Annotated in this window: 27 protein-coding genes; 26 read left to right on the top strand and 1 reads right to left on the bottom strand. The window is 63.1% G+C overall.

Annotated features, from left to right (window positions below):
* The first annotated feature begins 344 nt into the window (after positions 1-344).
* From ACTHL0_RS20820 to ACTHL0_RS20730, 19 genes are all read left to right on the top strand, one after another.
* The gene (locus tag ACTHL0_RS20820; protein ID WP_440568779.1) at positions 345-515 is read left to right on the top strand and encodes a Flp family type IVb pilin; all 171 of its coding nucleotides are present in this window, start codon (positions 345-347) and stop codon (positions 513-515) included.
* Positions 516-627: 112 nt separating this feature from the next.
* Positions 628-798 (top strand): Flp family type IVb pilin, encoded by a 171-nt coding sequence (locus tag ACTHL0_RS20815; protein ID WP_440568778.1) that lies wholly within the window; start codon positions 628-630, stop codon positions 796-798.
* 161 nt (positions 799-959) lie between these two features.
* Entirely contained in the window at positions 960-1,496 is a 537-nt protein-coding gene (locus ACTHL0_RS20810) for an A24 family peptidase (RefSeq protein WP_440568777.1), read from the top strand.
* 67 nt (positions 1,497-1,563) lie between these two features.
* Complete coding sequence (locus ACTHL0_RS20805) at positions 1,564-2,964, top strand: ATP-binding protein (RefSeq protein ID WP_440568776.1); 1,401 nt, start codon at positions 1,564-1,566, stop codon at positions 2,962-2,964.
* Positions 2,965-3,000: 36 nt separating this feature from the next.
* Complete coding sequence (gene cpaB, locus ACTHL0_RS20800; RefSeq protein ID WP_440568775.1) at positions 3,001-3,849, top strand: Flp pilus assembly protein CpaB; 849 nt, start codon at positions 3,001-3,003, stop codon at positions 3,847-3,849.
* Positions 3,850-3,973: 124 nt separating this feature from the next.
* Positions 3,974-5,791, top strand: coding sequence for a type II and III secretion system protein family protein (locus ACTHL0_RS20795; protein WP_440568774.1), 1,818 nt, complete (start codon positions 3,974-3,976; stop codon positions 5,789-5,791).
* 22 nt (positions 5,792-5,813) lie between these two features.
* Positions 5,814-6,143, top strand: a complete 330-nt coding sequence (locus ACTHL0_RS20790; RefSeq protein ID WP_440568773.1) for a hypothetical protein — start codon at positions 5,814-5,816, stop codon at positions 6,141-6,143.
* A 27-nt stretch (positions 6,144-6,170) separates the two neighbouring features.
* Entirely contained in the window at positions 6,171-7,421 is a 1,251-nt protein-coding gene (locus ACTHL0_RS20785; protein WP_440568772.1) for a pilus assembly protein TadG-related protein, read from the top strand.
* A gap of 41 nt (positions 7,422-7,462) precedes the next feature.
* Positions 7,463-7,969 carry a TadE/TadG family type IV pilus assembly protein gene (locus ACTHL0_RS20780; RefSeq protein WP_440568791.1) on the top strand — a complete coding sequence of 169 codons (507 nt, stop codon included), beginning with the start codon at positions 7,463-7,465 and terminating at the stop codon, positions 7,967-7,969.
* Positions 7,966-8,430 carry a TadE/TadG family type IV pilus assembly protein gene (locus ACTHL0_RS20775; protein ID WP_440568771.1) on the top strand — a complete coding sequence of 155 codons (465 nt, stop codon included), beginning with the start codon at positions 7,966-7,968 and terminating at the stop codon, positions 8,428-8,430. The genes ACTHL0_RS20780 and ACTHL0_RS20775 overlap by 4 nt, the downstream gene beginning before the upstream one ends.
* Before the next feature lie 25 nt (positions 8,431-8,455).
* Positions 8,456-9,667 carry an AAA family ATPase gene (locus ACTHL0_RS20770; protein WP_440568770.1) on the top strand — a complete coding sequence of 404 codons (1,212 nt, stop codon included), beginning with the start codon at positions 8,456-8,458 and terminating at the stop codon, positions 9,665-9,667.
* Positions 9,668-9,692: 25 nt separating this feature from the next.
* Positions 9,693-11,060, top strand: a complete 1,368-nt coding sequence (locus ACTHL0_RS20765) for a CpaF family protein (protein WP_440568769.1) — start codon at positions 9,693-9,695, stop codon at positions 11,058-11,060.
* Positions 11,061-11,109: 49 nt separating this feature from the next.
* Complete coding sequence (locus ACTHL0_RS20760) at positions 11,110-12,087, top strand: type II secretion system F family protein (protein WP_440568768.1); 978 nt, start codon at positions 11,110-11,112, stop codon at positions 12,085-12,087.
* 43 nt (positions 12,088-12,130) lie between these two features.
* Positions 12,131-13,096 (top strand): type II secretion system F family protein, encoded by a 966-nt coding sequence (locus ACTHL0_RS20755; protein ID WP_440568767.1) that lies wholly within the window; start codon positions 12,131-12,133, stop codon positions 13,094-13,096.
* 75 nt (positions 13,097-13,171) lie between these two features.
* A complete protein-coding gene (locus ACTHL0_RS20750; RefSeq protein WP_440568766.1) occupies positions 13,172-13,450 on the top strand; it encodes a hypothetical protein in 279 nt (92 codons plus the stop codon).
* A gap of 71 nt (positions 13,451-13,521) precedes the next feature.
* Positions 13,522-14,424, top strand: a complete 903-nt coding sequence (locus ACTHL0_RS20745; protein ID WP_440568765.1) for an ATP adenylyltransferase family protein — start codon at positions 13,522-13,524, stop codon at positions 14,422-14,424.
* A 65-nt stretch (positions 14,425-14,489) separates the two neighbouring features.
* On the top strand, positions 14,490-16,046 hold the full coding sequence (locus tag ACTHL0_RS20740; protein WP_440568764.1) for an SH3 domain-containing protein: 1,557 nt from the start codon (positions 14,490-14,492) through the stop codon (positions 16,044-16,046).
* A gap of 178 nt (positions 16,047-16,224) precedes the next feature.
* Positions 16,225-16,548, top strand: coding sequence for a DUF4148 domain-containing protein (locus tag ACTHL0_RS20735; protein WP_440568763.1), 324 nt, complete (start codon positions 16,225-16,227; stop codon positions 16,546-16,548).
* Positions 16,549-16,733: 185 nt separating this feature from the next.
* A complete protein-coding gene (locus tag ACTHL0_RS20730; RefSeq protein ID WP_440568762.1) occupies positions 16,734-17,297 on the top strand; it encodes a glycine zipper 2TM domain-containing protein in 564 nt (187 codons plus the stop codon).
* A 226-nt stretch (positions 17,298-17,523) separates the two neighbouring features.
* Here the strand turns inward: ACTHL0_RS20730 and ACTHL0_RS20725 are convergent, their stop codons facing one another.
* Entirely contained in the window at positions 17,524-18,822 is a 1,299-nt protein-coding gene (locus tag ACTHL0_RS20725) for an MFS transporter (protein ID WP_440568760.1), read from the bottom strand.
* Positions 18,823-18,990: 168 nt separating this feature from the next.
* Here ACTHL0_RS20725 and ACTHL0_RS20720 point away from each other — a divergent pair, with 168 nt between their 5' ends.
* From ACTHL0_RS20720 to ACTHL0_RS20690, 7 genes are all read left to right on the top strand, one after another.
* Positions 18,991-19,821 carry a GntR family transcriptional regulator gene (locus tag ACTHL0_RS20720; protein ID WP_440568790.1) on the top strand — a complete coding sequence of 277 codons (831 nt, stop codon included), beginning with the start codon at positions 18,991-18,993 and terminating at the stop codon, positions 19,819-19,821.
* A 61-nt stretch (positions 19,822-19,882) separates the two neighbouring features.
* The gene (gene mdcA, locus ACTHL0_RS20715; RefSeq protein WP_440568759.1) at positions 19,883-21,544 is read left to right on the top strand and encodes a malonate decarboxylase subunit alpha; all 1,662 of its coding nucleotides are present in this window, start codon (positions 19,883-19,885) and stop codon (positions 21,542-21,544) included.
* A 27-nt stretch (positions 21,545-21,571) separates the two neighbouring features.
* On the top strand, positions 21,572-22,471 hold the full coding sequence (locus ACTHL0_RS20710) for a triphosphoribosyl-dephospho-CoA synthase (RefSeq protein ID WP_440568758.1): 900 nt from the start codon (positions 21,572-21,574) through the stop codon (positions 22,469-22,471).
* Positions 22,459-22,770 (top strand): malonate decarboxylase subunit delta, encoded by a 312-nt coding sequence (locus tag ACTHL0_RS20705; protein WP_440568756.1) that lies wholly within the window; start codon positions 22,459-22,461, stop codon positions 22,768-22,770. Before ACTHL0_RS20710 ends, ACTHL0_RS20705 begins: the two co-directional genes overlap by 13 nt.
* Positions 22,771-22,784: 14 nt before the next feature.
* On the top strand, positions 22,785-23,693 hold the full coding sequence (locus tag ACTHL0_RS20700; RefSeq protein WP_440568788.1) for a biotin-independent malonate decarboxylase subunit beta: 909 nt from the start codon (positions 22,785-22,787) through the stop codon (positions 23,691-23,693).
* Entirely contained in the window at positions 23,690-24,511 is an 822-nt protein-coding gene (gene mdcE / locus ACTHL0_RS20695) for a biotin-independent malonate decarboxylase subunit gamma (RefSeq protein WP_440568755.1), read from the top strand. The genes ACTHL0_RS20700 and mdcE overlap by 4 nt, the downstream gene beginning before the upstream one ends.
* A 34-nt stretch (positions 24,512-24,545) precedes the next feature.
* Positions 24,546-25,085: malonate decarboxylase holo-ACP synthase (locus tag ACTHL0_RS20690; protein ID WP_440568754.1), on the top strand; the 540-nt coding region annotated here is incomplete at its 3' end.

Here is a 25,085-nt window from a genome sequence, read left to right as displayed (position 1 = left end):
GTGCCACGATTCGACGCGGGGTATCGCCTGTCGCAACAGCGAGAGGACTCGCATGCCTCAGGCGCATTGCTCGCCATGCCCTTGCTGCCGCCCGCCGTTGCGCGTCGCGCCGGCAACCTCGTCACTTGATGCCCGGCATCACGCTACGTGATTACGTGTGCACGGCATCGAACCTGCCGCCTGTTCATGCACGTGTTGCTATTCCGATCGGCGCGCGCATCTGCCGACAGGCCGATCGCCCACGTTTTTTTCCGCAGCACCCACAGCAGCACCAATAGCAGTTCCTTCCCGAAGCCAATCCTGGCGAGGGCTTTGTCACTTTGCATCTCATGGAGATTCACAAAATGCAAACCATCATCAACCGAGCCAAGCATTTCCTTCGCGACGAAGACGGCGCCACGATGGTCGAGTACGCGCTCATGCTCGCCCTCATTGCCGTCGTATGTATCCTGGCCGTTACAGCGATCGGCAAGGGTGCGAACACTATGTTCAACACGGTTGCGGATGCAATCTGATGAGCTTGGGGCGGGCAAAGCATGACACATCGTGCAGTCCGCCGTTTCATCGAACGTAGCTGTTTTTCGCCACTCACAGAGGCCCTTCGGTCTCATCGGAAGGAGACGACGAATGCAAGCCCTTATCACGCATACAAAGCAGTTTTTGTGCGACGAAGACGGCGCCACCATGGTCGAGTACGCACTGATGCTCGCCCTGATTGCGATCGTCTGCATCTTGGCTGTTACCGCGATCGGCAACGGCACGAACGGTATTTTCAATTCGATCGCCGATGACATCTAACTGGTGCTGATGCAACCGCAGCTTCAGGTGATCGTTAATGGACCCGGCAAAACGAACGGATTCCCATAGGGCTCGTTCGTCTTGCCGCCCAACAAACACAACTGGCACGCGCTTTCGCAGCGCCCGCTGGACACCAACCAACCGGACCGAGGTTTTCGATGTTGACCGTACCGCTGCCGCCGCAACCGATCCCGCCTCTCGTGGTCGCACTGGTCATCCTGACCGCCAGCACGGATATCGTGTGCCGTCGCATCCCGAACCGCGTGATTGCGGCCGGTCTGCTGGCCGCGTTCCTGGTTAATGCCGTTCTTCTCGGGCCTGTGACAGGGATGGGCGACGCGCTCGCCGGCGCGCTGACCGGCTTCGCCTTGCTGATTCCGCTGTACCTGCTGCGCGCGACCGCGGCCGGCGACGTCAAGCTGCTCGCGACGATCGGTGCATGGGTCGGCCCCAGCATGATTCTCTATGTGGCGCTCGTGTCTTTTGTCATTGGCGGAGTGTGGTCGATCGCGTGGACCCTTTTCCGCGGCCGCATGACACAGCTTTTCTTGAATCTATGGTCGATCGCACATGGCGGCTGGCGTCTGCAACAGAACGGAGTGGGCGCTTCGTCCGGCATCAAATCAGTCGGGACGTTGCCCTACGGCGTCGCCATCGCCGCCGGGACGTTAGTCATGCTCTTCATGTCCGCGGTGTAACGACCAGAAGCAAACGACGCTTCAAACAACGGTTGGACCCAGTCAATAGCTATCCGGGGAGTGGGACATGGACGGACATCACATCGAACAAGGCAGCTCGGCGCACATTACGCGGCTGCCAGAGCCGCCCGTTTTGCGCGCGCGCAATGCAGAAGCACCGCCCGTCGGGCTGCGCACACCGCGCACACTGGCGGACACGGGCCTGCCGCCGACGTTCGTCGGCCGTCTCGTGCTGAAATCCACACTGCAGAACGGCAAATCGACGTTCTCCGATTTGTCCGCGCGTCATCGGCTGCCTATCGCTGTCCTCGAAGATGTCCTGTCGTTCCTCGTGCGTGAACATCTTGCCGAGATCACGCACCGCGGCGCGACCGATATCGATGTGACGATGCGTCTGACCGAGGCGGGCCGAACACTTGCCGCGGACGAGCTGGCGCGCTGCAGCTATTGCGGCCCCGCGCCGATCGCATTTGAGCACTACGCCGAAGTCGTACGCGAGCATTCGGTGCGTAAGCAGCGCATCACGCCTGCCGATGTCGATGCCGTATTTGGCGAAGTGCGTGTCAATCACGCTTTGCTCGAGAGCGCCGCGGCCTCACTGAATGCCGGGCGGCCTCTGTTGATGTACGGCGCCGCCGGCAGCGGCAAGACGTTCATCGCCGAACGGCTCGGCAAGCTCCTTCATGGTGACGTTCCGATCCCCTACGCGCTGTTTATCGGCGGCGAAATCGTGCAATTGTATGACCCCCTCGTCCATCAGGAGGCGCCCGCGGCAGCCCAGGGCGCCGTCGGCGATAAGCGGTGGCGGCTATGCCGCCGGCCGGTCATCCTCTCCGGGGGAGAGCTGACGCTCGAGGGTCTCGATCTTCGCTATGACGTCAACGCAGGCTTTTATCAGGCACCGCCGCACCTGAAGGCGAACATGGGCCTGTATATCGTCGACGACCTCGGACGTCAGCGCGTTGCGGCTCATGAACTGCTCAATCGCTGGATCATGCCGCTCGATCGCGGCGTCGACCTCTTCACGCTGCAGTCCGGCACGCGCTTTACGGCTCCGTTCGATGTATGGCCGGTGTTCTCGAGCAACCTCGATCCGGCTCAGATCGGCGACGAGGCATTCCTGCGTCGACTCGGATCGAAACTGAAAATCGGTCCACTGTCGATCGACGACTATCGCGCGGTGTTCGATGCATGTTGCGCATCGATCGGCTTCAAGATGCACCAGTCGGTATTCGAGTACTTGTTGCATGAGCTGCATATGGCGACGAATAAGCCCTTTCTTGCGTGCTACCCGCGCGATCTGCTCCACCTGCTTGCGGCCTCCGCGGAATATCGCGGGGCGGCGCGCGAAGTCACCGAGGACGGGCTCCTCGAAGCATGGCAGAGCTATTTCGGCGACATCGGAAGCCGAAACGGACCTCATCCGCCCGCCACGAAGCAACCCGATAAACGTTTGGCGGCGCGCTGATCCGCGCTCGTTTCTTGATCCACGAGGAGTCTTGTCATGAAAAACAGTCGCGCTCTCATCATGCTGGCGCTGGCCATGATCGCCGGCCTTGCGGCGGTTATTTTTGCGTCCCGATGGCTGATCCATACCTCATCGAGTGCGCTGACACCCGTCGCCGTCGCGAGGGATGACATCAATCTCGGGCAGCCGATCAACGTCAATATGATCCGCATCGTCAACTGGCCGTCCGGCAGCGTGCCACCCGGTTCGTTCACGGATATGAAAAATCTCGACGGACGCGTGCTTCGCACGAGTCTCGCTCGGGGAGAGCCGGTGCTCGAAACGAAGCTCGCGCCGATCGGCACGAAAGGCGGCCTGTCCGCGGTGATCGACAAAGGCGACCGCGCCATCACGGTTCGCGTGAACGACGTGGTCGGCGTGGCGGGCTTTGCGTTGCCGGGCAACTACGTCGACGTCATCGTGAATACGCAAGAGCCCGGAAAAGGCGATCAGCAGAGCATTTCGAAGATCGTGCTCGAAAAAATTCTGGTGTTGGCGGTCGCGCAGCAGGTGAGCCGCGACGATACCCAGCCGAAGGTCGTCAACGCGGTCACGCTCCAAGTGTCGCCCGATCAGGCGGAGAAACTCGATCTCGCACGCAGCGTCGGCACGTTGTCGCTCGTATTGCGCAACCAGGTCGATAAAGATCAGCTCACGACGAAAGGCGCCACGAAGCTCACGCTGCTCGGTGTTCCCGTCGCGGCGTCGGCGCCGGCACCGGCACCCGCTGCCGCGCCCGTGAAGACGGCACGCGTGCGCTATGTCGAAGCCCGCCCCGCCCCTCGCGCAAAACGCGATTGCGTCGGCGTGCTGTCCGGCATGACAGGCAGCGAAGAATGTTTTTAGCGGCGAATGTCAGGCGCACGTCAGGACCGGCGTGCGCGTGAAAAGTGAAAAACGCAAAAAAGACTACAGCATCGATTAACGAAGTACAGGTATCGCCGATATCGGTAACCGGGGGCATCATCAAATGGATACGAGAACAAAGTTGAGTCTGGGCCGAGGCCCACGGCGCTGCAAGACCAGCAGCGCAGTATTCGCGGCGCTTGTCGCAGCGGGTGTGATCTGCATGCAGCCCGTCGGCGCCAAAGAGGCCCCCAAAGGCCGCGCGGATCCCAAGGCGGCGGCGCCGGCCGCCGCACAGCCGCTTCGGGGGCCGAGTTGTACAGGCGAAGTTCGCGAAGGGGGAAATGTCGCCGTGCCCGTCGGCAAGTCGACCCTCGTTCCGCTCGACGAGCCAACCATCGCCCGGACGATCGGCAATCCGGTCGTCGCCCAGGCAACGCTGGTTTCGCCGCGCACGCTCTATATCGTCGGCATGTCCGTCGGTACGACCAACATGATCATCCAGGGACGCAGCGGCGCCTGCCAGATGATCGATGTCATGGTCGGCGCCGACGCCGACGGCTTGCAGCATACGTTGAGGCAGCTGATGCCGGCCGAACGCGGGATTCGCGTCACGACCGCGGCGGGCAACCTGGTGCTGTCAGGCGATGTATCGAGTGCGCCGGCCGCTCAGCAGATCGTGCAAATCGCCAATGCGTATGCGGCGTCGCAACCGACACAGCAATCCCAATCGAGTTCGTCGAATGCGGGGGGAGGCGGTTCGAGCCAGCAGTTTTCGAGCTCGGGCGGCTCGACGAGCGTGCTCAACATGATGACGGTCGATTCGCCGCAGCAGGTCATGCTCGAGGTCAAGGTTGCGGAAGTGGCAAAGACGGTCGTCAATCAATTGGGCTCGCAGCTCAACCTTCAAGGCGGATTTGGAAGTTGGACCGGCGCCTTGGTGAGCAGCTTGCTGACCGGCGCACAAACGGCCATTGTGGGCAGCAAGGCGAACAGGCTGCCGTTCCAGGCCGCAATCGATGCGCAGAAGACCGACGAGCTCACGAAGATTCTCGCCGAGCCAAACCTCGTGACGGTCAGCGGTCAGGAAGCCTCCTTCCTCGCAGGCGGTCGTGTGTTCATTCCGGTCCCTCAGAGCAATGCGAACGGCGGCACCACGATCACGCTGCAGGAAGAGGAGTTCGGCGTGGGCCTGAAGTTCACGCCGACGGTGCTGGCCAACGGCCGCATCAACTTGAAGGTGTCCCCGGAAGTGTCTGAGCTGTCGCCCACCGGTGTGGCGGTGACCGCGGCGGGCGCGAATGCGGCGGCAATCCTGCCGCTCATCACGACGCGCCGCGCAGCAACGACGGTGCAGATGAACGACGGCGAATCGTTCGCCATCGGCGGCCTTATCGGCAACAACATCACCGGCACATTGAAGGCGTTCCCGGGCTTGGGAGAACTGCCTGTGATCGGCACCTTGCTGCGCAGCACGAACTTCCAGCAGGACCGGACCGAGCTCGTGTTCATCGTCACGCCGCATCTCGTGAAGCCGCTGGCGAACCCGAACGTTCCGTTGCCAACCGACAGCTTCACGCAACCGAGCGAGGCGGACATCTACGCGACCGGCGATATGGAAGGCCGAGGGGCCAAGCGCCGCACGGCACCGGCCGCCGCACCTGGCGCATCGACCGCGCCGGCGCGCTCATCGACGCAATCGGCCACAGCGCCGACGGATCCCGCCACGCCGCCAAGCACGCCGCCGTCGAGCGCGCCTGCGCAGCTGCCCGCAGCCACAGCGCCGAGCCAAACGGAACCGACATCGTCCACGCCATCGCCGACACCGGCCGTGTCGCAGCCCGTACCGACGGCGGACATCGCCTCGGCGGGCCTGGACGCAGCGGATAAGCGCGGCGAGCTCGCGATGTCGAAGCAATCGAACGATTCAGCCAAGCAGTAACGCTTGAGCCAAGGGGAATCTCATGAAACTCAATCACTCCGTTTTTGCGCGCCGGGCACTCCTCATCGCCATGGCCCCGGCCTGCGCCGCGCTCGGCGGCTGCATGTCGAGTTCGCCGATCTGGGACGCGCACTTCGGCGAAGCGGTCAAAACCGTGGTGCAGGCGCAGGTCATCGATCCCGATGCCGGTGAGCATAACCCGTCCAAGCAAGGGATCGACGGCAAAGCCGCGAACTCTGCGATGGGTCAGTACCAGAAGTCGTTCGACGCCCCGCCGCCCACGTTCACGCCGTTCGTGATCGGCGTCGGTGGTGGTGGCGGTGGCGGCGGTGGTGGCGGCGGAGGTCAGTGAACCAACATATCGAAAGGGGAAGTCATCATGCGTCGCCAATGGCAATCAGGCAGATCAAGCAGCACTCGACGCACTCAAGGCGGCGCCGTGGCGGTCATCGTCGCGCTGTCCCTTGCGGTGCTGATCGGGGTCGTCGGGCTCGCGCTCGATCTCGGCAAGCTCTACATCGTGAGAAGCGAGCTGCAAAACAGTGCGGACGCCTGTGCGCTCGCCGCGGTTCGCGACCTCACCGGCGCGACGATCAACCTCTCGGTATCGGAGGCGGCCGGCATCACAGCCGGCAACCTCAACCGCGTGTTCTTCCAGAGCCAACAGGTGCAGTTCGCGACCGACAGCAACGTGACCTACACCGATTCGCTGAGCAACCCGTTCCTGCCCAAGGGCTCGGTGGCCAACCCTTCGAAGATCAAGTTCGTGAAATGCACGACCTCGCTATCGAATATTTCGAACTGGTTCGTCCAGGTGCTCAACGTGCTGCCGGGCAACTCGGTGGCGAACGCTTCGGTATCGACCATGGCCGTCGCGACGACCAGCCCCGCTCAAACCACCTGCGCTATTCCCGTGTATGTCTGCAAGGCCGGGACGCAGGTGAGTCCGCCGATCGCGGGCCAGAGCTATACACCGGGCCAGTGGATCGCCTCCAAAACTGGCTCACCGCCCCAGTATGGCCCAGGCAATTTCGGTTGGGCAGCCCTCGACGGCAGCAACAACGCGAATGCCATCAGGGACGAACTGACGGGCAACTACTGCGCGCTGCCGGCGATCGGCTCGAGCGTCGGCTCACCGGGGAACATGATCACGGACACCGGCGCATGGAACTCGCGCTTCGGCATCTATGCGAACCCGTATTCGCAATCCGCCGATGCGCACGATTTCACTGGATTCGCCTATACAGCGGCAAGTTGGAAGTTGGGAAGCAACGCTTATAGCGATTTCGTCAGCAAGCGCTCGACGTTCACGCCCTATCAGGGGGACGCGCTCGCACAGATCACGACAAAGGGATCGTACTCGAGCACGACCTATTCCGCCGGCACCGATCGCCGGCTGGCGCTCGCCCCCGAAGTGGACTGCACCCAGTTGCTGAGCGGCCATAAGGCGACCATCGCCTGGTGGGACTGCGTACTGATGCTCGATCCGATGGACAGCGGCGGCGGAGCCGCGGCAGTCCATCTGGAATACGAAGGCAAGTCGACTGATGCGAGCGTGCCATGTGCCACGCAGGGCACGCCCGGCGATGGCACGTCCGTCGGCCCGCTCGTTCCCGTGTTGGTGCAATAAGCGAGGCGATCATGAAAAACAACCGCCCCTCTCTCAAACGCATGCGCGGCGCAGCGATGGTGGAATTCGCCATCGTCGTGGCCCCGCTTCTGTTACTCGCCTTGGGTGTGGCCGAATTCGGCCACGCGCTGTACCAGTATGAAGCGCTCACCAAGGCGACGCGAGATGCGACGCGCTACCTGTCGATGTACTTGCCGACCGATCCCGCTTACCCGATCGCCAGCGCGCAGTGCCTCGCGGTTTACGGCAGCTCGGCGTGCCCGAGCGGGTCGGCCACGCCGCTTGTCACCGGCTTGACGACCTCCATGATCGTCATCTGCGACGCCACGCATACGACGGGTTGCCAGGATGCATCCGATCCGGCTCAGTTCGCCAGCGTCCCGACCTACGACACGAACAACGGCGCCCCCAGCGGAACGCCAACGGGCAGCGTCAATCTCGTCGAGGTCAAGATCAAAGGCTACCAGTACACGCCGATCGAGACGCTCTTCAATCTGCAGGGGCTCATCTTCGGCAACATCTTCACCGTGATGAGGCAGGAATCATGAAGCCACACCTGCACGCATTCGCGTCCCGGCGGCGCCATCAGCGCGGCGCAGCCATGGTCGAGTTTGCGATCGTTGCCGCACTGTTCTTCACCTTGTTGGTCGGTATTCTCGAGTTCGGCCGCGTGCTGTTCTACTGGAACACCGCGAGCGAAGCTGTGCGACTCGGCGCACGCACCGCAGCGGTGTGCGATGCCGACGCATCGGTCGTCAAATCCAGGATCACCGGGTTACTGCCATTGCTTGCCTCGTCGAACGTGAATCTGGACTACACCCCGTCGGGCTGCGACTCGGATCCCGCCACGGCACGCGGCACCTGTACGTTCGTCACGGTCAGCGTCACCAACGTCAGTGTGAAGACGATGATCCCGTTCGTTCCGCTCACGCTCACTATGCCGCCGCTCACCACCACGTTGCCGCGCGAAAGTCTCGCGACCTCAACGGGCGGCACCGTATGTCAATAATTTCGATAGCTCGGGCAGAAACATCATGATCGATATCCTCAGCATCTCAAGCGACGCCTCGCGCCTTGCCCAGATCGCACGCCATATCGGCGAATGCGGCAGCTACAGGACGACGCGGATCGTGGGTACCCCCGCGCAGCTCGCCGAACGCGGCGACAGCCTGGCGTCATTCGATGTGCTGATCGTCGATGCAGCCACGCTGCAGGACGCGCAGTTATCCATCATCGCGAATCTATGCCAGCGGCTGTCGCGGCTGACCTGCATTCTGCTGACGCCGGATACCTCGCAGCAGACGCTGATCGAAGCGATGCGTGCGGGGGTGCGCGACATCCTCGCCTGGCCGCTCGACAAACGTTCCCTCTGCGAGGCGCTGCACCGCGCCGAAGAAAACCGTGTGCTGCAAGGCGGCCACATCACCCGCGTCCTATCCTTCATGTCCTGCAAGGGCGGCGTGGGAACCACCTTCATTGCCTGCAATGTGGCCCATGCGCTGTCCACGTTTCAGAAGAAGCGTGTCCTTCTGGTCGATCTCAATCAACTGTATGGCGATGCCTCGTTTCTGCTCACCAGCGAGAACGCCCCTTCGACGCTGCCGCAGGTATGCGGCAACATCGAACGCATGGATTCGGCCTTCCTCGATGCTAGCCTCATGCACGTGAGCGAGACGTTTCATCTGCTCGCCGGCGCGGGCGATCCCGTCAAGGCGGCCGAGGTGCAAAGCGACAGGCTCGAATGGATGCTCGGGGTGGCCGCGCCCCGATACGACTTCGTCATCTTCGACCTCGGCCAATCGATCAATCAGCTTTCGATCGTCGCACTCGATCGCAGCGACGAAATTCACGTCGTGTTGCAGCCCGGCATGCCGTATGCCCGCGCGGGGCGCCGTCTCCAGGAAATTCTGACGTCGCTCGGCTATCCGCACCCGAACCTGAGATTGCTGGTCAACCGATACACACGCCACGCCGAGCGTGAGAAGGCGGCGCTCGAGCAAGTGCTCGACATGTCGCCGCACCTCGTACTGCCCGAAGACAACGAAGTCGTCACCGAAGCGGTGAACCACGGCGTGCCCGTCTTCGACGTCAACCGTAAAAGCGGCATTTCGCGTGGTCTGCAGCAATTTGCCGAGGATCTGGCCAATGGGACGCAGGCGTCTTCGCCAGGGCACAAGGGAACCGAGGCACGACGCACAGGTTTGTTCGGCCGTCTCGCCGCCCCCAAGCTCAAGACCTCGATGTAACGGACACCGATTTTAGGAGAACACCATGTCTCTACGTGAGAAGATTTCCAATCAACTCGTGCAGCCGCTGGGCGAACGCAACGCAGTGGGAGGCGCGCACACTGGCATGGCGCACGGCGCCTACCAGAATCTCAAGCGCGTGGTGCACCAGCTGGTGCTGGAGCGCGTGGAACTGGAGCGCATCTCGCGCCTGTCGACCGATATCGTTCGTCAGGAACTCACCACGCTCATCATGCGCATCCTCGAAGAGGAACGTGCCCCCGCCAACGATCTCGAGCGCAAGCAGCTCGTCGTCGATGTTTATGACGAAATGTTCGGCTTTGGTCCGCTGGAGGTGCTGCTGCGCGACCCGGGCATCTCCGACATTCTCGTCAATACGTTCCAGCAAACGTACGTCGAACGCAAAGGGCGCCTGGAACTGACCGATGTCACGTTCTACGACGACGCCCACCTGATGAAAGTGATCGAGAAGATTGTGTCGCGCGTCGGGCGGCGCATCGACGAATCGAGCCCGATGGTCGATGCACGGCTGCCGGACGGATCGCGTGTCAACGCGATTATCCCGCCCTCCGCCGTAGACGGGCCGCTTGTATCGATCCGGCGCTTCGCCGTCAATCCGCTTCAGGTGCCGGATTTGATCCAGTTGCAGACCCTCACGCCGCCGATGGCCGATCTGCTCGATGCGCTGGCGCGTGCCAAAGTCAACATTCTGATTTCGGGCGGCACGGGCAGTGGCAAAACAACGTTATTGAATATCTTGTCGGGCTTCATCCCGGCCGATGAGCGGATCATCACGATCGAGGACGCGGCGGAACTTCAGCTGCGCCAGCCACACGTGGCGAGACTCGAGACGCGTCCTCCGAATATCGAGGGACGCGGGGAAATCACGCAACGCACGCTCGTGCGTAACGCATTGCGGATGCGCCCGGACCGGATCATTCTGGGCGAAGTGCGCGGCGCCGAAGCCCTCGACATGCTCTCTGCGATGAACACCGGCCATGAAGGATCGCTTGCGACGATCCACGCGAATACGCCGCGCGATGCCCTCACGCGGTTGGAAAACATGATCAACATGGCTGGCATGTCGCTGCCGCCGAAGACGATGCGCCAGCAAATCGCATCCGCGATCCACGTCGTGATTCAGGCGACGCGGCTCAACGACGGCCGCCGCAAGATCGTCAGCATTCAGGAATTGACCGGGATGGAAGGCGAAGTCATCAACATGCAGGAGATCTTCACCTTCAAGCGCACCGGCGTCGATCCCAACGGTAATGTGCGCGGCTATTTCTGCGCGACCGGCGTGCGGCCGAAATTCGTCGAGCGACTGGAGGCGTTCGGGATCCATCTTCCCGATCAGCTCTACGATCCGGCGCGGCGTTTCGAAACCACGTAGCGAGACGTCCAGGCACGCTGCCTCACCCACCGGAACCCAGGAGACTCGCATGGATTCGATCTTCTACGCATTTATCGTCTTGATGTTCGTCGCCGTCGTGCTGGCGTTCGAAGCCCTCTATATCTGGTGGAACAGCCGTCACGGTGCCGCAGCCCGGCGCCTCGACACTCGCATCCGCGCGTTGTCCGCTGGCGGACACGTGAACAAGGAGCGCTTGTCGATCCTGAAAGACGATCTGCTGAAGGAGGCCAGTTTCTTCGAAAAGCTGATGATGCAGATGCCGCGCGCGAAGTCGCTCGACCTTCTGCTGCAGCAAGCGGGGACGCGGACGGGCGTCGCGCGGCTGGGCCTCACGACGCTGGCCATGGCGTTCGGCGCGCTCATCGTCACCCTCTTCTTGCCCGTCCCGGTGGCCGTCGCGCCTGTTGCCGCCGTGATCGCGGGCGCCCTGCCCTACTTTCGTGTCCTGCGCCAGCGCACCAAGCGCCTGCACAAGCTCGAAAAGCAGCTGCCCGATGTCGCCGATACGTTGGCCCGCGCCCTGCGCGCCGGGCATTCGTTTGCCAGCGCCATCGGCATGGTGAGCGCGGAATTCGCCGAGCCGATGGGCGGCGAATTCCGGATCACCTTCGATGAAATCAACTATGGCGTGCCGCTCAACGAGGCCCTGCTGAATCTGGCCAACCGGGTACCTATTCGCGATCTGCGGTATTTCGTCATCGCCGTGCTGGTTCAGCGCGAGACGGGCGGCAACCTCGCAGAAGTGCTCGACGGCATCGGCTTTCTGATCCGCGAGCGGTTCAAGCTGTTCGACAAGGTGCGCGTGCTGGCGGCAGAAGGCAAATTGTCCGCATGGGTGCTTTGCCTGCTGCCGTTCATCACCGGCGGCGCCGTCATGATCTTCAACCCGCAGTTTCTCCCGGTGCTTTGGGAGGACCCGCTCGGCCAGAAAATGCTGGCTGGAATGGCGGTCATCATGGTGACGGGCGTGATGTGGATGCGCAACATTATCAAGATCCGCGTGTGAGTGCGCGAGCGCGCACTGAGCCGCAGTTTTATATGGGGGTGTCATGGAATCGCCCAATACGGTAAACATCGTTTTGCTGGTCGGCCTGTTCGTCATCGTGTTCGCCGGAGCATGGGGTGCGATGATCGTCTTCGCACCGCGCGACATGCGGCGGCGCATTCAGCAAGCGGGCGGGCCGCAAATCAACGTGCCGTCCGGCGCCGAATCGGCAGGCGCGGCGTGGCTCGAAAAGATTGCGGATATTTCGCAGCCCATCGCGAAGCTGTCGATTCCCAAAGAGAACTGGGAGAAATCGGTCCTGCGGCTGCGGCTCATGAATGCGGGCTGGCGATCGCCTCACGCCGCAGCGGTTTATTTCGCGGCTAAGACCGTGCTGGCTCTGGCGTTCCCGCTTATCGCGCTGCCCTGGCTTGCCACCAGCTCGGTTTCGACTACCCCGATCGAACTGGCGGGAATCCTGCTCTTGCTGGGCGCGTTCGGATACTACTTGCCGAACGCCGTGCTCAGGCGCCGTGTCGCCACGCGCAAGCGCTCGATCTTCGAGGATTTTCCGGATGCGATCGACCTGCTGACCGTTTGCGTCGAGGCCGGCCTGGGGCTGGATGCCGCGATGGTGAAGGTGGCCGAAGAGATCGAGCTGCGCAGCCCAGTAGTGGCAAATGAACTCCAATTGATGCTGCTCGAATTGCGCTCCGGCTTCTCCAAGGAACAGGCGCTGCGTAACCTCTCTTTGCGTACGGGTGTCGACGATATCGAATCGTTCAGTACGATGCTGATTCAGGCGGAACGCTTTGGCACGAGCATCGGCGACTCTTTGCGCGTGCTTTCCGACACGCTGCGCACGCGCCGCCGGATGCGCGCTGAAGAGCAGGCAGCGAAGATCGCGTTGAAATTGCTGCTTCCGCTATGTTTCTGCATCTTTCCCGCGATGTTCATCGTGCTGCTCGGGCCCGCAATGATTCAGGTTTCCAGGGTGCTCTTGCCGATCATGAACGGCGGAGGCCTATAAGGCGGTTTCCCACGGATACGGCGCGTGAGCGCCGCGTGTCGTAAACTGTCGTGCAACCTCGATCGGGAGCTCGACATGATCCGCAAAACGCGCACAGCTTCGCAGCTGCAAGACGAAGTGAGCCGCCGTCTTCATCGCATCCACGAAATCGTCGAAGACGGCGCGAAGATTCGCGTGCCGCGTCCGCAGAAACAGGAGCCCGATGCATCGGGCTGCAACTGGACGATGAAGCACTTTGGCAATGCGGTGGGGTACGAGCGATTCGTCGATGAAGTACTGACTGCCGTGCGCGCCGAATATAACGTGTCCGATGCCGACGACGGCAAAGATATCCGTAGCCTCTTTGGCGAATAGGACAAAGCCGCGGGGCGGCAATATTCGCGCGATACTGTCGACATCGCACGCCCAGCGCATCGGATTCGCGCATGTCCGCCTTGTTGCTAACACCCGGTACCCTGTGGGCCGCCATCGTCCGGCAAACCGCTTACGCGCTCGCCCGTGGCGCACTGCGGCGGATCGATACAATCCAGACGACGTTCGACGATGGCGGCATCCGCTTCGTCATACGGCAAGTCTCGAGCTTGATCCATAAGCCGCACGTGCCCGCCGCTTCCACGGCCCGCCCCTTCGTCGATCCGTTCCTTCCGCACGAGCCCGATCTATTCGTCGCCGACCTATCGGCCACGCATTTCGCGCTGCTCAATAAGTACAACGTGCTCGATCATCACTTGCTGATCGTCACGCGCGCTTTCGAGCCGCAAGAGGCGCTGCTCGATCTCGACGATTTCACGGCATGGTTCGCTTGCCTCGCGGAGTTCGACGGGCTCGGCTTCTACAACGGTGGACGCGATGCCGGGGCCAGTCAGCCACATAAACATTTGCAGATCGTGCCGCTGCCGCTGGGGGATGCGGGGCAGGCGTTGCCGATGGGTCCGCTGATCGAGGCGGCGATCCTCGAAAATGACACCGGCACGCTGCCTGGGCTTGCGTTCCGGCACGCTTTCGCCCGGCTCGATCCCGGTTCGCCGGCGGCATTGGCGGCGCAGGCCCTCGAGCGCTATCGCAGATTGTTCGATGCGGTGGGGCTGCGGGCCGTGGAGAGGGGCGGGCGTCCCCATCATTCAGCGCCTTATAACTTGCTGGCCACCCGCGAGTGGATGCTGCTCGTGCCGCGGAGTAGGGAGGCGGCGGACGGCATCGCCGTCAACGCGCTCGGCTTCGCGGGTTCACTGTTCGTGCGCGATGCACAGCATTTGGACGCCGTGCGCCAAATCGGCCCCATGGCCCTGCTGCGCCGTGTCGGTTTTCCGTCCCCTCGCCACTCCTAGAAGTACCATTTGTCGACAAGCCGTATCATCACGGCATTACGTTCTTATCGACGATGATTGCTCTGATGTCCGCCCTTGCCGTTTCTCCGAATCGTACGCTCGCCATTCGCACCGCGTTTGCCTCGCTCGCTTTAGCGCTCGCCGCTTGCGCCGCGAACCCTCCGGCCGCGCAACAGGCTTACACCGATCCAGTCGGACTGTTTCCCATGACCGGCTACGATCAAAACGTCGATCATTGGATCGACGCGTCGAGTGCGGCCTACGATTCGCCGTTCTTGAGCCCAGCGGAACAGCGTGCACATTGGGACGCCTATCTCGGCCGCTACTTCGGTACGGGCGAGCACGATGCTTCGCCATGGAATCCGGCGTTCATCGCGAATCGGCTTTACAGTCAGCGCGGCGCCGACATCGCCGATTTACAGCTGCGACGCATCGGCCACTACGACAACGCGGGAAAGCCGGCGCGCGCAATCGGATACGGACAGAACTTTCGTCCACACACGGCCGAATGGATCGACGACATCGAGCGGAATATGAACTTGCAGCAGTTCGCGCAGGCGCCGCGCTATAGGCCGAACGCGCGGGCGATCGCGACCGATGCGCTGCTTGTCCGCGAATTGCCGACGTTGGATCCATCGTTCTATTCGCACCGGCTCGCGGGCGAAGGCTATCCGTTCGACAATCTGCAGATTTCATCGATACGGCCTGGTACGCCGCTCTACGTGCTCGGTCATAGTGTCGATGGTGCATGGGACTACGTCCAAACACCCGATGTGCAGGGATGGGTTCAGTCGAGCGGCGTCGGCTTCGTCGACGATGCGTTCGTTTCCACCTGGGCGCGTCGAGCGAGCGATGGATGGGGTGTGGTGATCGCGGCTTCCACACCTGTGAGCGATACGAGCGGCATGTTTCGATTCAATGCGACGATGGGGACGTTGCTGCCGATCGCAGCCAGGACGGCGGCGGCATCGGTGTCGGCACGGGAATCGGCGGGTGGGCGTCAATACGGCGTCCTTGTTCCTGCTCGCGACATCGATGGCCGGGCCGTCATACGGCAGGCGTTGCTGCCCGATGCCGCGATCGCGCCGGCGCCTATCGCCGCTACGCCGCATCATTTAGCGATCCTGATGAAATCGCTGATCGGCCGCCCCTATGGATGGGGCAACATGAATTTCTACAATGACTGCTCTTCCGAATTGCAGAGCATTTTCGCGGCGTTCGGCGTTTGGTTGCCGCGTCACTCGTCGGCACAGATGACGGCCGGCGACATGACCGATCTTACGTCGCAGACACCCGCGCAACGGCTCGACTATTTGATGGAACATGGCAAGCCGATGCAGACGCTGATTTATATCGGCGGGCACGTCATGCTGTATTTGGGTAAGACGACGCGCGACGGGCATACCGTACCGCTCGTTTATCAGGACATTTGGGGGCTGTCGCCTGCCGACGACAGCCGCCGTGCCGTGATCGGCGGTTCGGTGATTTTTCCGCTCCTGCTCCGGATACCGGAAGATCCGAGCCTGCGATCGCTCGCCGCGACGCACGTGTTTCAAATCAGCGTGCTGGGCATGCCGAGCGGCGCGGCACCGCCGGCTAGCGAGGAGAATCCGGCGGGTTGACGGTGCATCCACAAACGTTTCCGATGGATTTGGCGGACACGATTTTCGCAGGAATGCGAAGACTCAATGCACATCTCTCGAACTAAGGTCGAATGGGAGCGACTCAGGCGGCGACGCGCGACCAACCGGGAACAGCCCATGCATGACAACACCAGTGCGTCATTAGAAGAGAGCCCACATGAAGTATGCGATCCAGTTTTTGCTGATGCTGTGCCCGCTGGCACTAGCGTCATTTCTCGCCGCCTGCACCATGGGCGGCATTCCCGCAGGCGCTCCCCGCGCGCATCTGACTCCGGTGCAATGCAGCGACCTCACCGCACTCCGGAACCACGCCCCGCTCACGCGCGAGCGCAACACGAGCGAACTGGCCGCGCTCGAGGAAGCCGGCTACCAGCCGTCACCGTTCTACGACCCGTACTACCCGGAGGACTTGCAAGAGGCGCAGCGGCTCGTCGATTACTGGTACCAGACGGAATGCCGGCCTGCTCGATCAGCCGGTTGACGCACTCGTGACGATGACTCGAGCGCCGGGCCTCCGCGCGAAACTCAACGCACATTCCGCGCGGCAACAGACTTTACATACTGTTACCCCGCGCCCGCGTACAGCCGATTAGGCTTTCCCTATACTCCGATCCGCAACTGATTCATTTGCGCTTTGCGAGCGCCTAATCGACACGCGAAATCAAAATGAAACGCCCCACGCTGACTCAAACCGCCCTCCTCGTTCCACTCGTCGCACTGTCCGTTTCGTCGCTCTCCGGATGCGTCGTACCGGGCGCGTACGGGCCGTATGGTTCGCAACCGCAGTATGCTCAGCCCGCCTACGCTCAACCGGGCTACGGACAGCCGGCCTATACGCCGCCGCAGCAGCCCGCTTATGCGCCACCGGCCGAGCCCGGCTACACGCAATCCTACGGCGAACAGTACGGCACGGTCGCGGGCATTCGCCCGATCGGCGGCGCAACGAGTCCGTCGGGCGTAGCGGGCACGCTCGTCGGCGCAGTGGTGGGCGGGGTGATCGGCAATCAATTCGGCCGCGGACACGGGCGCGATGCGGCGACTGTCATTGGTGCGCTGGGCGGCGCCGTGGCCGGCAATCAGATCGGACAAAACATGGGGCAGCCCACCGGTTATCGCGTCGACATTCAGTTGAGCGACGGTACGATGCGCTCGTTCGATATGCAACCGCCCGGCGATTTGCGGCCGGGCGACCGCGTGCGTATCGACGGCAATCAAGTCTCGCGGTATTGATCCGAGCACCGCGGAAAGCACCTTCGCTTTCAGCACCTTCACTTTCCGCACAGCGGTAAAACGCAATCGCCCCAACGAGACCGTCGTTGGGGCGACCGAACCCAACCGCAATCAACCGCAATCAACCGCAATCCAATCCATTCAAGGCGAGTCGAACCGAATCAAGCCGAATCGAGCCGAATCAAGCATCCGGCGCATCGCCGCACCCGAACGCCGCACGACCCCACTACTGCGGCAACACCTCCCCCCGCGTTTCCGGCGCGAGCGGAATCACGAACATCCCCACCACGAACACCACCGCCGTTAACGCAACCGGCAACCCGAGCGTATGCGTATGGAGCACGGCCGCACCGAGCAGGAAGTTCACGCCCGCACCGATGAACCGGCCGAACGACGTGCAAAACGCAAACGCGGTCGCACGGACGCGCGTTTCGAACTGCTCCGGCAGCCAGAGGCTGAACAGCGCGAAATTGCCCCCAAAAAAGCCGAGCGCAAAGAGCCACGCGATGAACGGAGCCAGCCCGTTCGGCAGATAAAATGCCCAGCCGAAGCTCCCCAATATCGACACGGCCATGCCCGCGAAATAGACCGCCAGGGTTTTCCGGCGCCCAATCCGCTCCGCGAGCGGCGGCAGCGCCAGACATCCAAGAATGGTTCCGATCGACAACAGCCCCGTCGCCAACGAAGCCGTCTTGATCGCGCCCGCCTTGTCCATTCCGGACTTCAACGCGAGCTGAATCACCGCTGACGGTTCATAGACGGCACCGGCCCATAATCCCACGATCGCGATCGTCAGCAGCACGCAGGCCACCCACGTGCGGCGCCGGTAAGCCGGTCCAAGGATTTCAGCCAAAGGCTTCGTCTGCGCGGCCCGCGCCTCGGCCCGTTTCCACGTTTCCGGCTCCTTCACGCGCAACAGCACGAGAATCGCGACGACGACTGGCACCGCTCCCGTCAGGAACATCGCCCGCCAGCCGAAGTGCACGCCCACCGTGTAGTTCAAAGCAGCCGCCAGGAAGAAGCCGGCGTAATAGCCCGTCTGCAAATACCCGGCACCCATTTTTCGGCGATCCTCAGGCCACGACTCCGCCACGTAAGTGCCGGCCAACGCCCATTCGCCGCCGATACCGACGCCGGCCAGGAATCGATAGATGCCCAGTTCGTAGACGGTATGCGCGGTGGCCGCAAGACCCGTGAAGATCGCGAACATGAAGATGGTTCCCGCCAACACTTTCGTACGACCGAAGCGATCGGCCATCGGCCCCCAGATGAACGAGAGCCCCCATCCCACCAAAAACAGCGCGAACAAGATCGATCCCGCCAGCCCTACGTTCGCCGGGCTCGCCGCATAGCCCGAGTGCGGCAACAGTTCCGTCAGCGCGGGCGTGAGCACCAGCGCATAAATGAACGAATCCATGCCGTCGAGCGTCCATCCCGCCCACGCTCCCCAGAAGCCCGCAATTTGCGAACGATTGAGCGGTGTCTTTCGTCGCGCGGCACGCGCACTGTCTGTCATCGAACTCATGTGACTCCTCCGGTGAATCGGTTAGCACTGCTGATGTCTGCTGACTGTTGACTATTGACTGTCGACTGCGGGCTCAAGCTGCTCGCCGCGCCTGCCCTGGCCCCCGATGTGCCTCGGGTTTGCCCGATTTTTCGATCGAATATTTTGTATATAATATCGACCATGATGATCGATGACGCAACGAATCGTTTTCCCTTAGAGCCCGACGCCGAGCCGGGCCTGCCGCTTGCGGCAGTGGCCGTCGCCCCGCGCACGAGTGCGTCGCGCATGGTGGCCGACGCACTGCGTGCGGCGATCGTCGATGGCCGCTTGCCGCCAGGCGCCCCGCTTCGTCAGGACGCCGTGGCCCGGCACTTCTCGGTCAGCGCGATTCCCGTACGCGAAGCGCTGCGCCAACTCGAAAGCGAAGGATGGACGAAGGTCGAAGTGCATAAGGGCGCCACGGTCGCCCCGCTGTCGGCTGATGAAGCGCGGGAAATCTATGAGATCCGCGCCGCACTGGAAGGTCTGGCGCTGACACTCGCTATTCCGAATCACACCGAAGATTCGTTGCGCGAGACGCAAGCGCTTTGCGAAGCGGCGGAGCTCGAACGCGATCCCGCGCGCTATGTGGCGCGCAACGAGGCGTTCCATATGAGTCTTTACGCCCCGGCGGGCCGGCCGCAATTGATCGAAATGATCGGTGTGCTGCACCGGCGCGGCGAACGGTATCTGCGCGTGAAATTCGGCCTGCCGGAACATAAGCGCGTTTCCGACCACGAACACGATCAATTGATGCGGCTCGTCCGGCGCAAGGACATCGCCGCAGCGCAAAAGCTGATCGCAGAGCACTTGCTCGGCACCGGCGAACTGCTGCATCGTCTGCTCAGCGAACAGGTGCCGGTGTCCGACAGGCTCGGCGTATCCGCTCGCAAACGCGGCAAGGCATCGGCGCCGGCATCCGCCCCGCCGGCATCGATGCTCGCGCCGCACAAGCGCGCCAGGCGCACCAACGGATAGAGATTGACGGCCCGTGGCCGTCCCACGTGTCACGTATCACGTATAGGAGTGGATCCGCCCGATGTCCTCCGCAACCGAACAGCCCGTCCAGCGCAGTTGGACCACTCTGCGCGACGAGAAAGCAAGGCGGCTCGCCGCCGTATCGCCCTGGCTCGAACACGGCATCCTGCCTCGAGAACGGATCGTTGACGCGCTCGAAGCGCTGATTCGACCGGGCGACCGTGTCGCACTGGAAGGCGACAACCAAAAGCAGGCCGATTTTCTGTCGCGCTCGCTCGCGCGCGTCGATCCCGGGATCGTCAACGGCATTCATCTGCTCATCTCGAGCATCAGCCGGCCCGAGCATCTGACGCTGTTCGAACGCGGCATCGCGCACAAGGTCGACTTTTCGTTCGCAGGGCCGCAAAGCCTGCGCGTCGCACAGCTGCTCGAAGACGGTTTGCTCGAGATCGGGGCAATCTATACGTACGTCGAACTGTACGCGCGCATGTTCGTCGATTTGACGCCGCGCGTCGCACTGCTGTGCGCGGAAAAAGCCGATCGTCACGGCAATCTCTATACCGGGCCGAACACGGAAGACACGCCCACGATCGCCGAAGCGGCAGCGTTCCGGCATGGCATCGTGATCGTCCAGGTCAACGAAATCGTCGATACATTGCCGCGCGTCGATATTCCCGCCTCGTGGGTCGACGTGATCGTGCAGGCCGATCGTCCGTTCGCCGTCGAACCGCTGTTCACGCGCGATCCGCGCCATATCGGCGACTTGCAGGTGCTCACGGCGATGATGGTGATTCGCGGCATCTACGAGCCGTATGGCGTGACATCGCTCAATCACGGGATCGGCTTCGATACCGCTGCGATCGAACTGATCCTGCCGACGTACGGTGCCGAGCTCGGCTTGAAGGGCAAAATCTGCCGCAACTGGACGCTCAATCCTCATCCCACGCTCATTCCCGCCATCGAATCGGGGTGGGTCGACAGCGTCCATTGCTTCGGCAGCGAAGTAGGCATGGAAGCCTACGTCGCCGCCCGTCCCGACGTCTTCTTCACGGGCCGCGACGGCAGCCTGCGCTCCAACCGGGTCCTGTGCCAGTTGGCGGGGCAATATGGCGTCGACCTTTTCATCGGTTCGACGCTGCAGATCGACGCCGACGCGAATTCATCCACCGTCACGCGCGGGCGCCTGGCAGGATTCGGCGGCGCGCCGAACATGGGTCACGATCCACGCGGCCGGCGCCATGCAAGCGAGGCTTGGCTGAAATTGATGAAGGCGGCCGATGGTCCTGTAACCCGCGGGCACAAGCTTGTCGTTCAGCTGGCCGAAACGTACAAGAAAGGCGGCGAGCCCACGTTCGTCGATGAGCTCGATGCCATCGCCGTCGGCAGCAAGAACGCCATGCCGATCGCCCCGGTCATGATCTACGGCGACGATGTCAGCCACGTCGTCACCGAAGAAGGCATCGCCTACCTGCACAAAGCCGAAGGGATCGAAGAGCGGCGCGCGGCGCTTGCGGCCGTGGCCGGCGTCACGCCGATCGGCTTGCGTGCGAAACCCGAGCGCACCGACGAATTGCGGCGCCGCGGCATCGTCGCCTATCCCGAAGATCTCGGCATTCGACGCGCGCAAGCCAAACGCGCGCTGCTGGCTGCTCGCAGCATCGACGATCTCGTTGCATGGTCGGGCGGGCTCTATACGCCGCCGGCGCGCTTTCGGAGCTGGTAATCCATGCCCGCGCGAGCCGTGCGCCGAATGCATCGTATGGAGAAGGAAGCCACGCTCTGTGGCGACCTCGCGATGCGGCTTGGGCGTTTCGCGACCGATGCGCTGATCGAAGAAGTTCACGCGACACCGAAGCCGGCCCTCGTCGATCGGCGCGGCAACGGTGCCCATCGCGATCTGAGCCTCGCCGTCATGGAGCGGTCCGCGTATTCGCTCGAGGCCACGTTCGCGGCACTCGCGCGCGCATCGCAAGGCAAGCGCCCATCGGCCGCGCTACGTGCCGAACTGGCTGCGATCGGCCGCGCAGGCGAAGCGGTCATGATGAACGCGACGCAGGGCAGCAACGCGCATCGCGGCGCGATCTGGATCGTCGGTCTGTTGGTTGCGGGCGCAACTATATTGAGCGAACTGGCACAGCCGCCCGCACCGATCGCAGACACGATATGCAGGATTGGCGCGCAGATCGCGTGCTTTCCCGATCACGGTGCCCCGCTCGCTGACAGCCACGGCGCACGCGTGCTTGCACGCTACGGCGTGGGAGGGGCGCGGCGCGAAGCACAGGAGGGTTTCCCGCATGTGCTGCGAGTCGGCCTGCCTGCGCTGCGCGCCGCTCGGCACCGTGGTATTGCCGAGCACGCCGCGCGAATCGACGCCCTGCTCGCCATCATGACGACACTCGACGACACCTGCCTGTTGCATCGGGCCGGGCCGCCCGCGCTGACAGCAGCGAAGCGCGGTGCGCAGGAGGTCATATCGCTGGGCGGCATTTCGACATCAGGCGGCCAAGCCGCATTCGTTCGCCTCGAATCGCGGCTGATGGCGCTGAATGCCTCTCCGGGAGGCGCCGCGGATCTGCTCGCGGCCACCCTATTCATCGACAGGCTGGCGCCGGCAAGCGCCGATGGAGGAATCTCTACATGGAGCATCTAACGTTCGACTTCCCGGCGCGCCGCGCAGTGGCGGCTCGCGCGCACGTGGGCGTCGTCGGCTCGGGCGATCTCGAAGTGCTGCTCGCGCCCAACGACACGATGCAGGCGCGTGTCGTCGTCAAGACGAGCGTGGACGGCTACGCTCATATTTGGAAGAGCGTGCTTGAGCGCTTCTTCACGCGCTATGACGGTGCGGCTTCGATCGAAATCAATGATTTCGGCGCCACGCCGGGCGTTGTCGCGTTGCGGCTGGCCGAGGCCGTCGAGCGCTCGGAAGGTGAAGCAGGAGAAAACGCATGAGCGACAGTACAAGTATGCATACGAGTACCTGCAGCGGAAACGCGGCGCCAACATTCGTCGCACGCCAAAGCTTCATCGAATTGACGGCGCGCGAGCGGGCGCGGCACCTGCTCGATCCCGGCACGTTCCGTGAACTGCTCGGGCCGTTCGACCGGTTGACCTCGCCGTGGCTGCCGCTCCAAGGCATCGTCTGCCAAGCCGACGACGGTGCGGTGATCGCGCGCGGGACGATCGGCGGCGAGCCGGCCGTCGTCTGCGCCATCGAGTCGGCGTTTCAAGGCGGAAGCATCGGCGAAGTCTCGGGCAGCAAGATCGCCGCGGCACTCGAACTCGCGCGGCGCGACTGCGAGCGCGGCAAGATCGTGCGTCCCGTCATCGTCTTCGAAACGGGAGGCGTCCGGCTGCAGGAAGCCAATCTTGGCCTTGCCGTCATCGCCGAAATACAGGCCGCGATCGTCGCATTGCGGCGCTATGTACCCGTCGTCGGCGTCATTGCGGGCATGGTGGGATGCTTCGGCGGCATGTCGCTCGCGGCCGCGCTGTGCACGCGTCTGGTCATGACCCGGCAGGGGCGGCTCGGCATGAACGGGCCCGAAGTGATCGAGCAGGAAGCCGGGATCGATGAGCTCGATGCCAGCGATCGGCGCCGCATCTGGGAACTGATCGGCGGCGAGCAGCGCGTCGCGACGGGGCTCGCCGATCATCTCGTCGAAGACGACGCCGAAGCGATCTGCGCCGCGGTAGGCGCCTCGTTCTCAGCGGGCGTGCCTGCTGTCCATCGCACGGAGGCAGTCGATCACTACCTCGCCCTGCTCGCGGACGTCGATCCTCAAACGATTTCGCCTGCCAGCATGAGAACGCTGTTCGGCACCGCCCGATCTGACCAATACGAACCTGCCGCGATCGATCAGGAGTCGCAATGAACGATACGATCCCCTTCTCACGCGGTGAACGGTGGCTGCGCGCGCTTGCAGGTGAAACAGCGACGAGCGCCCCCGTTCGGTACGCAGATGCCGCGCTCGGCGACGAGCCGGCCCGCTTCATCGCCGTCGTGCCCGATCCCGACAACCGCTTTCCCCGCGCGCGCGATAACGTCGTCGGCCTCGAACAGGGATGGCGCGTCGCGCAGGCGGTGCGTCAAACCATGGACGCCGACGCGCACTCGGCAAAGCGGCGTCCGATCGTCGCCATCGTCGACGTGAAGAGTCAAGCGTACGGTTACCGCGAAGAAATGCTCGGCATCCACCTCGCATGCGCGGCCGCCGTCGACGCCTATGCATCGGCACGGCTTGCCGGGCATCCGATCGTCGCGTTGATTGTCGGGCCCGCGATGTCGGGCGCGTTCCTCGCGCATGGCTACCAAGCCGATCGCATCCTGGCGCTCGATGCGCCCGGGACGATGGTGCACGCGATGGGCAAGGAAGCGGCGGCGCGCGTGACGCGGCGCTGCGTCGAAGCACTCGATGCGCTCGGGGAAACGATCACGCCGATGTCCTATTCGCTCACCGGCGGGTTCGCGAAGCTCGGCTTGCTCGATCGCCTCATCGAAGACATCGATGCGGATGCGCCTACCGGGACCCAGATCGCCCGCGTACGTGCAGCGTTGGTCGAGGCGGTGGCGTCGGCGCGCGAAGGGTCGCGCGAACTCGCTCGACGGCTCGATTCGGATACGGCGCGCGCCACGCGTGCGGCATCGATCGACGTGCGCAACCGGCTTGCGATGCAATGGGATGCTGTTTGATTTGACGAAGGTTTGACGAGGCGAAGGACGACCCATGCAAGCAGCGACGAATGCCGCTACGTTTCGCGGCACTCACGCGTACCGGGCACACGATCTGCTTCGGCTGCGCGCGTTTCCTGCCGCCGACGATGTGCCGGCATGGCTCGCCGGATCATTCGCCCAGGCGCCGTTCGCCGTCGTGCGACGTGCCGAGGCGCCGTCCGGCTTTGTCGCTGTGGGCTTTCGCGGGCCGTCGCGATCCGATCGATATGGCGCCTTCGTGGCCACCGATGCCGTCTTGTCCGCTTGCTCGCCCGAAGCGCTGCTACACACGCGTATCGGCGCAGAGCGGGAGCGCTTCCGGGCGTTTGCGGCACTTCAGCAAATCATCGATGAAGGGGGATTCGATTCGCTCTTGTGGGGGCCCACCGGTAGCGTTGGCTTCGAATTTGCGACCGGGCAGCCTACGGTCACGAACGCAAGCGATCTCGATTTGCTCATTCGTACCCCCTCGCCGCTGGCTCGCGTGCACGCACGCTCGCTGCGTGCCCGGTTGGAGGGTATCGAGCGCGAGATGGGGTTGCGCATCGATGCG

The sequence above is a fragment of the Trinickia sp. genome (genome assembly GCF_051961175.1).
Lineage (GTDB): Bacteria > Pseudomonadota > Gammaproteobacteria > Burkholderiales > Burkholderiaceae > Trinickia.
Note: the sequence above shows the minus strand (reverse complement) of the source record. Positions and strands in the feature narration are given on the sequence as shown.

Bases quoted from the DNA above. Each gene is read 5' to 3' on its own strand.
- ACTHL0_RS20760 (WP_440568768.1), top strand. From the start codon at position 11,110: ATGGATTCGATCTTCTACGCATTTATCGTCTTGATGTTCGTCGCCGTC.
- ACTHL0_RS20745 (WP_440568765.1), top strand. From the start codon at position 13,522: ATGTCCGCCTTGTTGCTAACACCCGGTACCCTGTGGGCCGCCATCGTC.
- ACTHL0_RS20730 (WP_440568762.1), top strand. From the start codon at position 16,734: ATGAAACGCCCCACGCTGACTCAAACCGCCCTCCTCGTTCCACTCGTC.
- ACTHL0_RS20780 (WP_440568791.1), top strand. From the start codon at position 7,463: ATGCGCGGCGCAGCGATGGTGGAATTCGCCATCGTCGTGGCCCCGCTT.
- ACTHL0_RS20700 (WP_440568788.1), top strand. From the start codon at position 22,785: ATGCATACGAGTACCTGCAGCGGAAACGCGGCGCCAACATTCGTCGCA.
- ACTHL0_RS20795 (WP_440568774.1), top strand. From the start codon at position 3,974: ATGGATACGAGAACAAAGTTGAGTCTGGGCCGAGGCCCACGGCGCTGC.
- ACTHL0_RS20725 (WP_440568760.1), bottom strand. From the start codon at position 18,822: ATGAGTTCGATGACAGACAGTGCGCGTGCCGCGCGACGAAAGACACCG.
- ACTHL0_RS20710 (WP_440568758.1), top strand. From the start codon at position 21,572: ATGCATCGTATGGAGAAGGAAGCCACGCTCTGTGGCGACCTCGCGATG.
- ACTHL0_RS20750 (WP_440568766.1), top strand. From the start codon at position 13,172: ATGATCCGCAAAACGCGCACAGCTTCGCAGCTGCAAGACGAAGTGAGC.
- ACTHL0_RS20770 (WP_440568770.1), top strand. From the start codon at position 8,456: ATGATCGATATCCTCAGCATCTCAAGCGACGCCTCGCGCCTTGCCCAG.
- ACTHL0_RS20785 (WP_440568772.1), top strand. From the start codon at position 6,171: ATGCGTCGCCAATGGCAATCAGGCAGATCAAGCAGCACTCGACGCACT.
- ACTHL0_RS20815 (WP_440568778.1), top strand. From the start codon at position 628: ATGCAAGCCCTTATCACGCATACAAAGCAGTTTTTGTGCGACGAAGAC.
- ACTHL0_RS20790 (WP_440568773.1), top strand. From the start codon at position 5,814: ATGAAACTCAATCACTCCGTTTTTGCGCGCCGGGCACTCCTCATCGCC.
- ACTHL0_RS20735 (WP_440568763.1), top strand. From the start codon at position 16,225: ATGAAGTATGCGATCCAGTTTTTGCTGATGCTGTGCCCGCTGGCACTA.
- ACTHL0_RS20755 (WP_440568767.1), top strand. From the start codon at position 12,131: ATGGAATCGCCCAATACGGTAAACATCGTTTTGCTGGTCGGCCTGTTC.
- mdcE (WP_440568755.1), top strand. From the start codon at position 23,690: ATGAACGATACGATCCCCTTCTCACGCGGTGAACGGTGGCTGCGCGCG.
- mdcA (WP_440568759.1), top strand. From the start codon at position 19,883: ATGTCCTCCGCAACCGAACAGCCCGTCCAGCGCAGTTGGACCACTCTG.
- ACTHL0_RS20820 (WP_440568779.1), top strand. From the start codon at position 345: ATGCAAACCATCATCAACCGAGCCAAGCATTTCCTTCGCGACGAAGAC.
- ACTHL0_RS20805 (WP_440568776.1), top strand. From the start codon at position 1,564: ATGGACGGACATCACATCGAACAAGGCAGCTCGGCGCACATTACGCGG.
- cpaB (WP_440568775.1), top strand. From the start codon at position 3,001: ATGAAAAACAGTCGCGCTCTCATCATGCTGGCGCTGGCCATGATCGCC.
- ACTHL0_RS20765 (WP_440568769.1), top strand. From the start codon at position 9,693: ATGTCTCTACGTGAGAAGATTTCCAATCAACTCGTGCAGCCGCTGGGC.
- ACTHL0_RS20705 (WP_440568756.1), top strand. From the start codon at position 22,459: ATGGAGCATCTAACGTTCGACTTCCCGGCGCGCCGCGCAGTGGCGGCT.
- ACTHL0_RS20775 (WP_440568771.1), top strand. From the start codon at position 7,966: ATGAAGCCACACCTGCACGCATTCGCGTCCCGGCGGCGCCATCAGCGC.
- ACTHL0_RS20740 (WP_440568764.1), top strand. From the start codon at position 14,490: ATGTCCGCCCTTGCCGTTTCTCCGAATCGTACGCTCGCCATTCGCACC.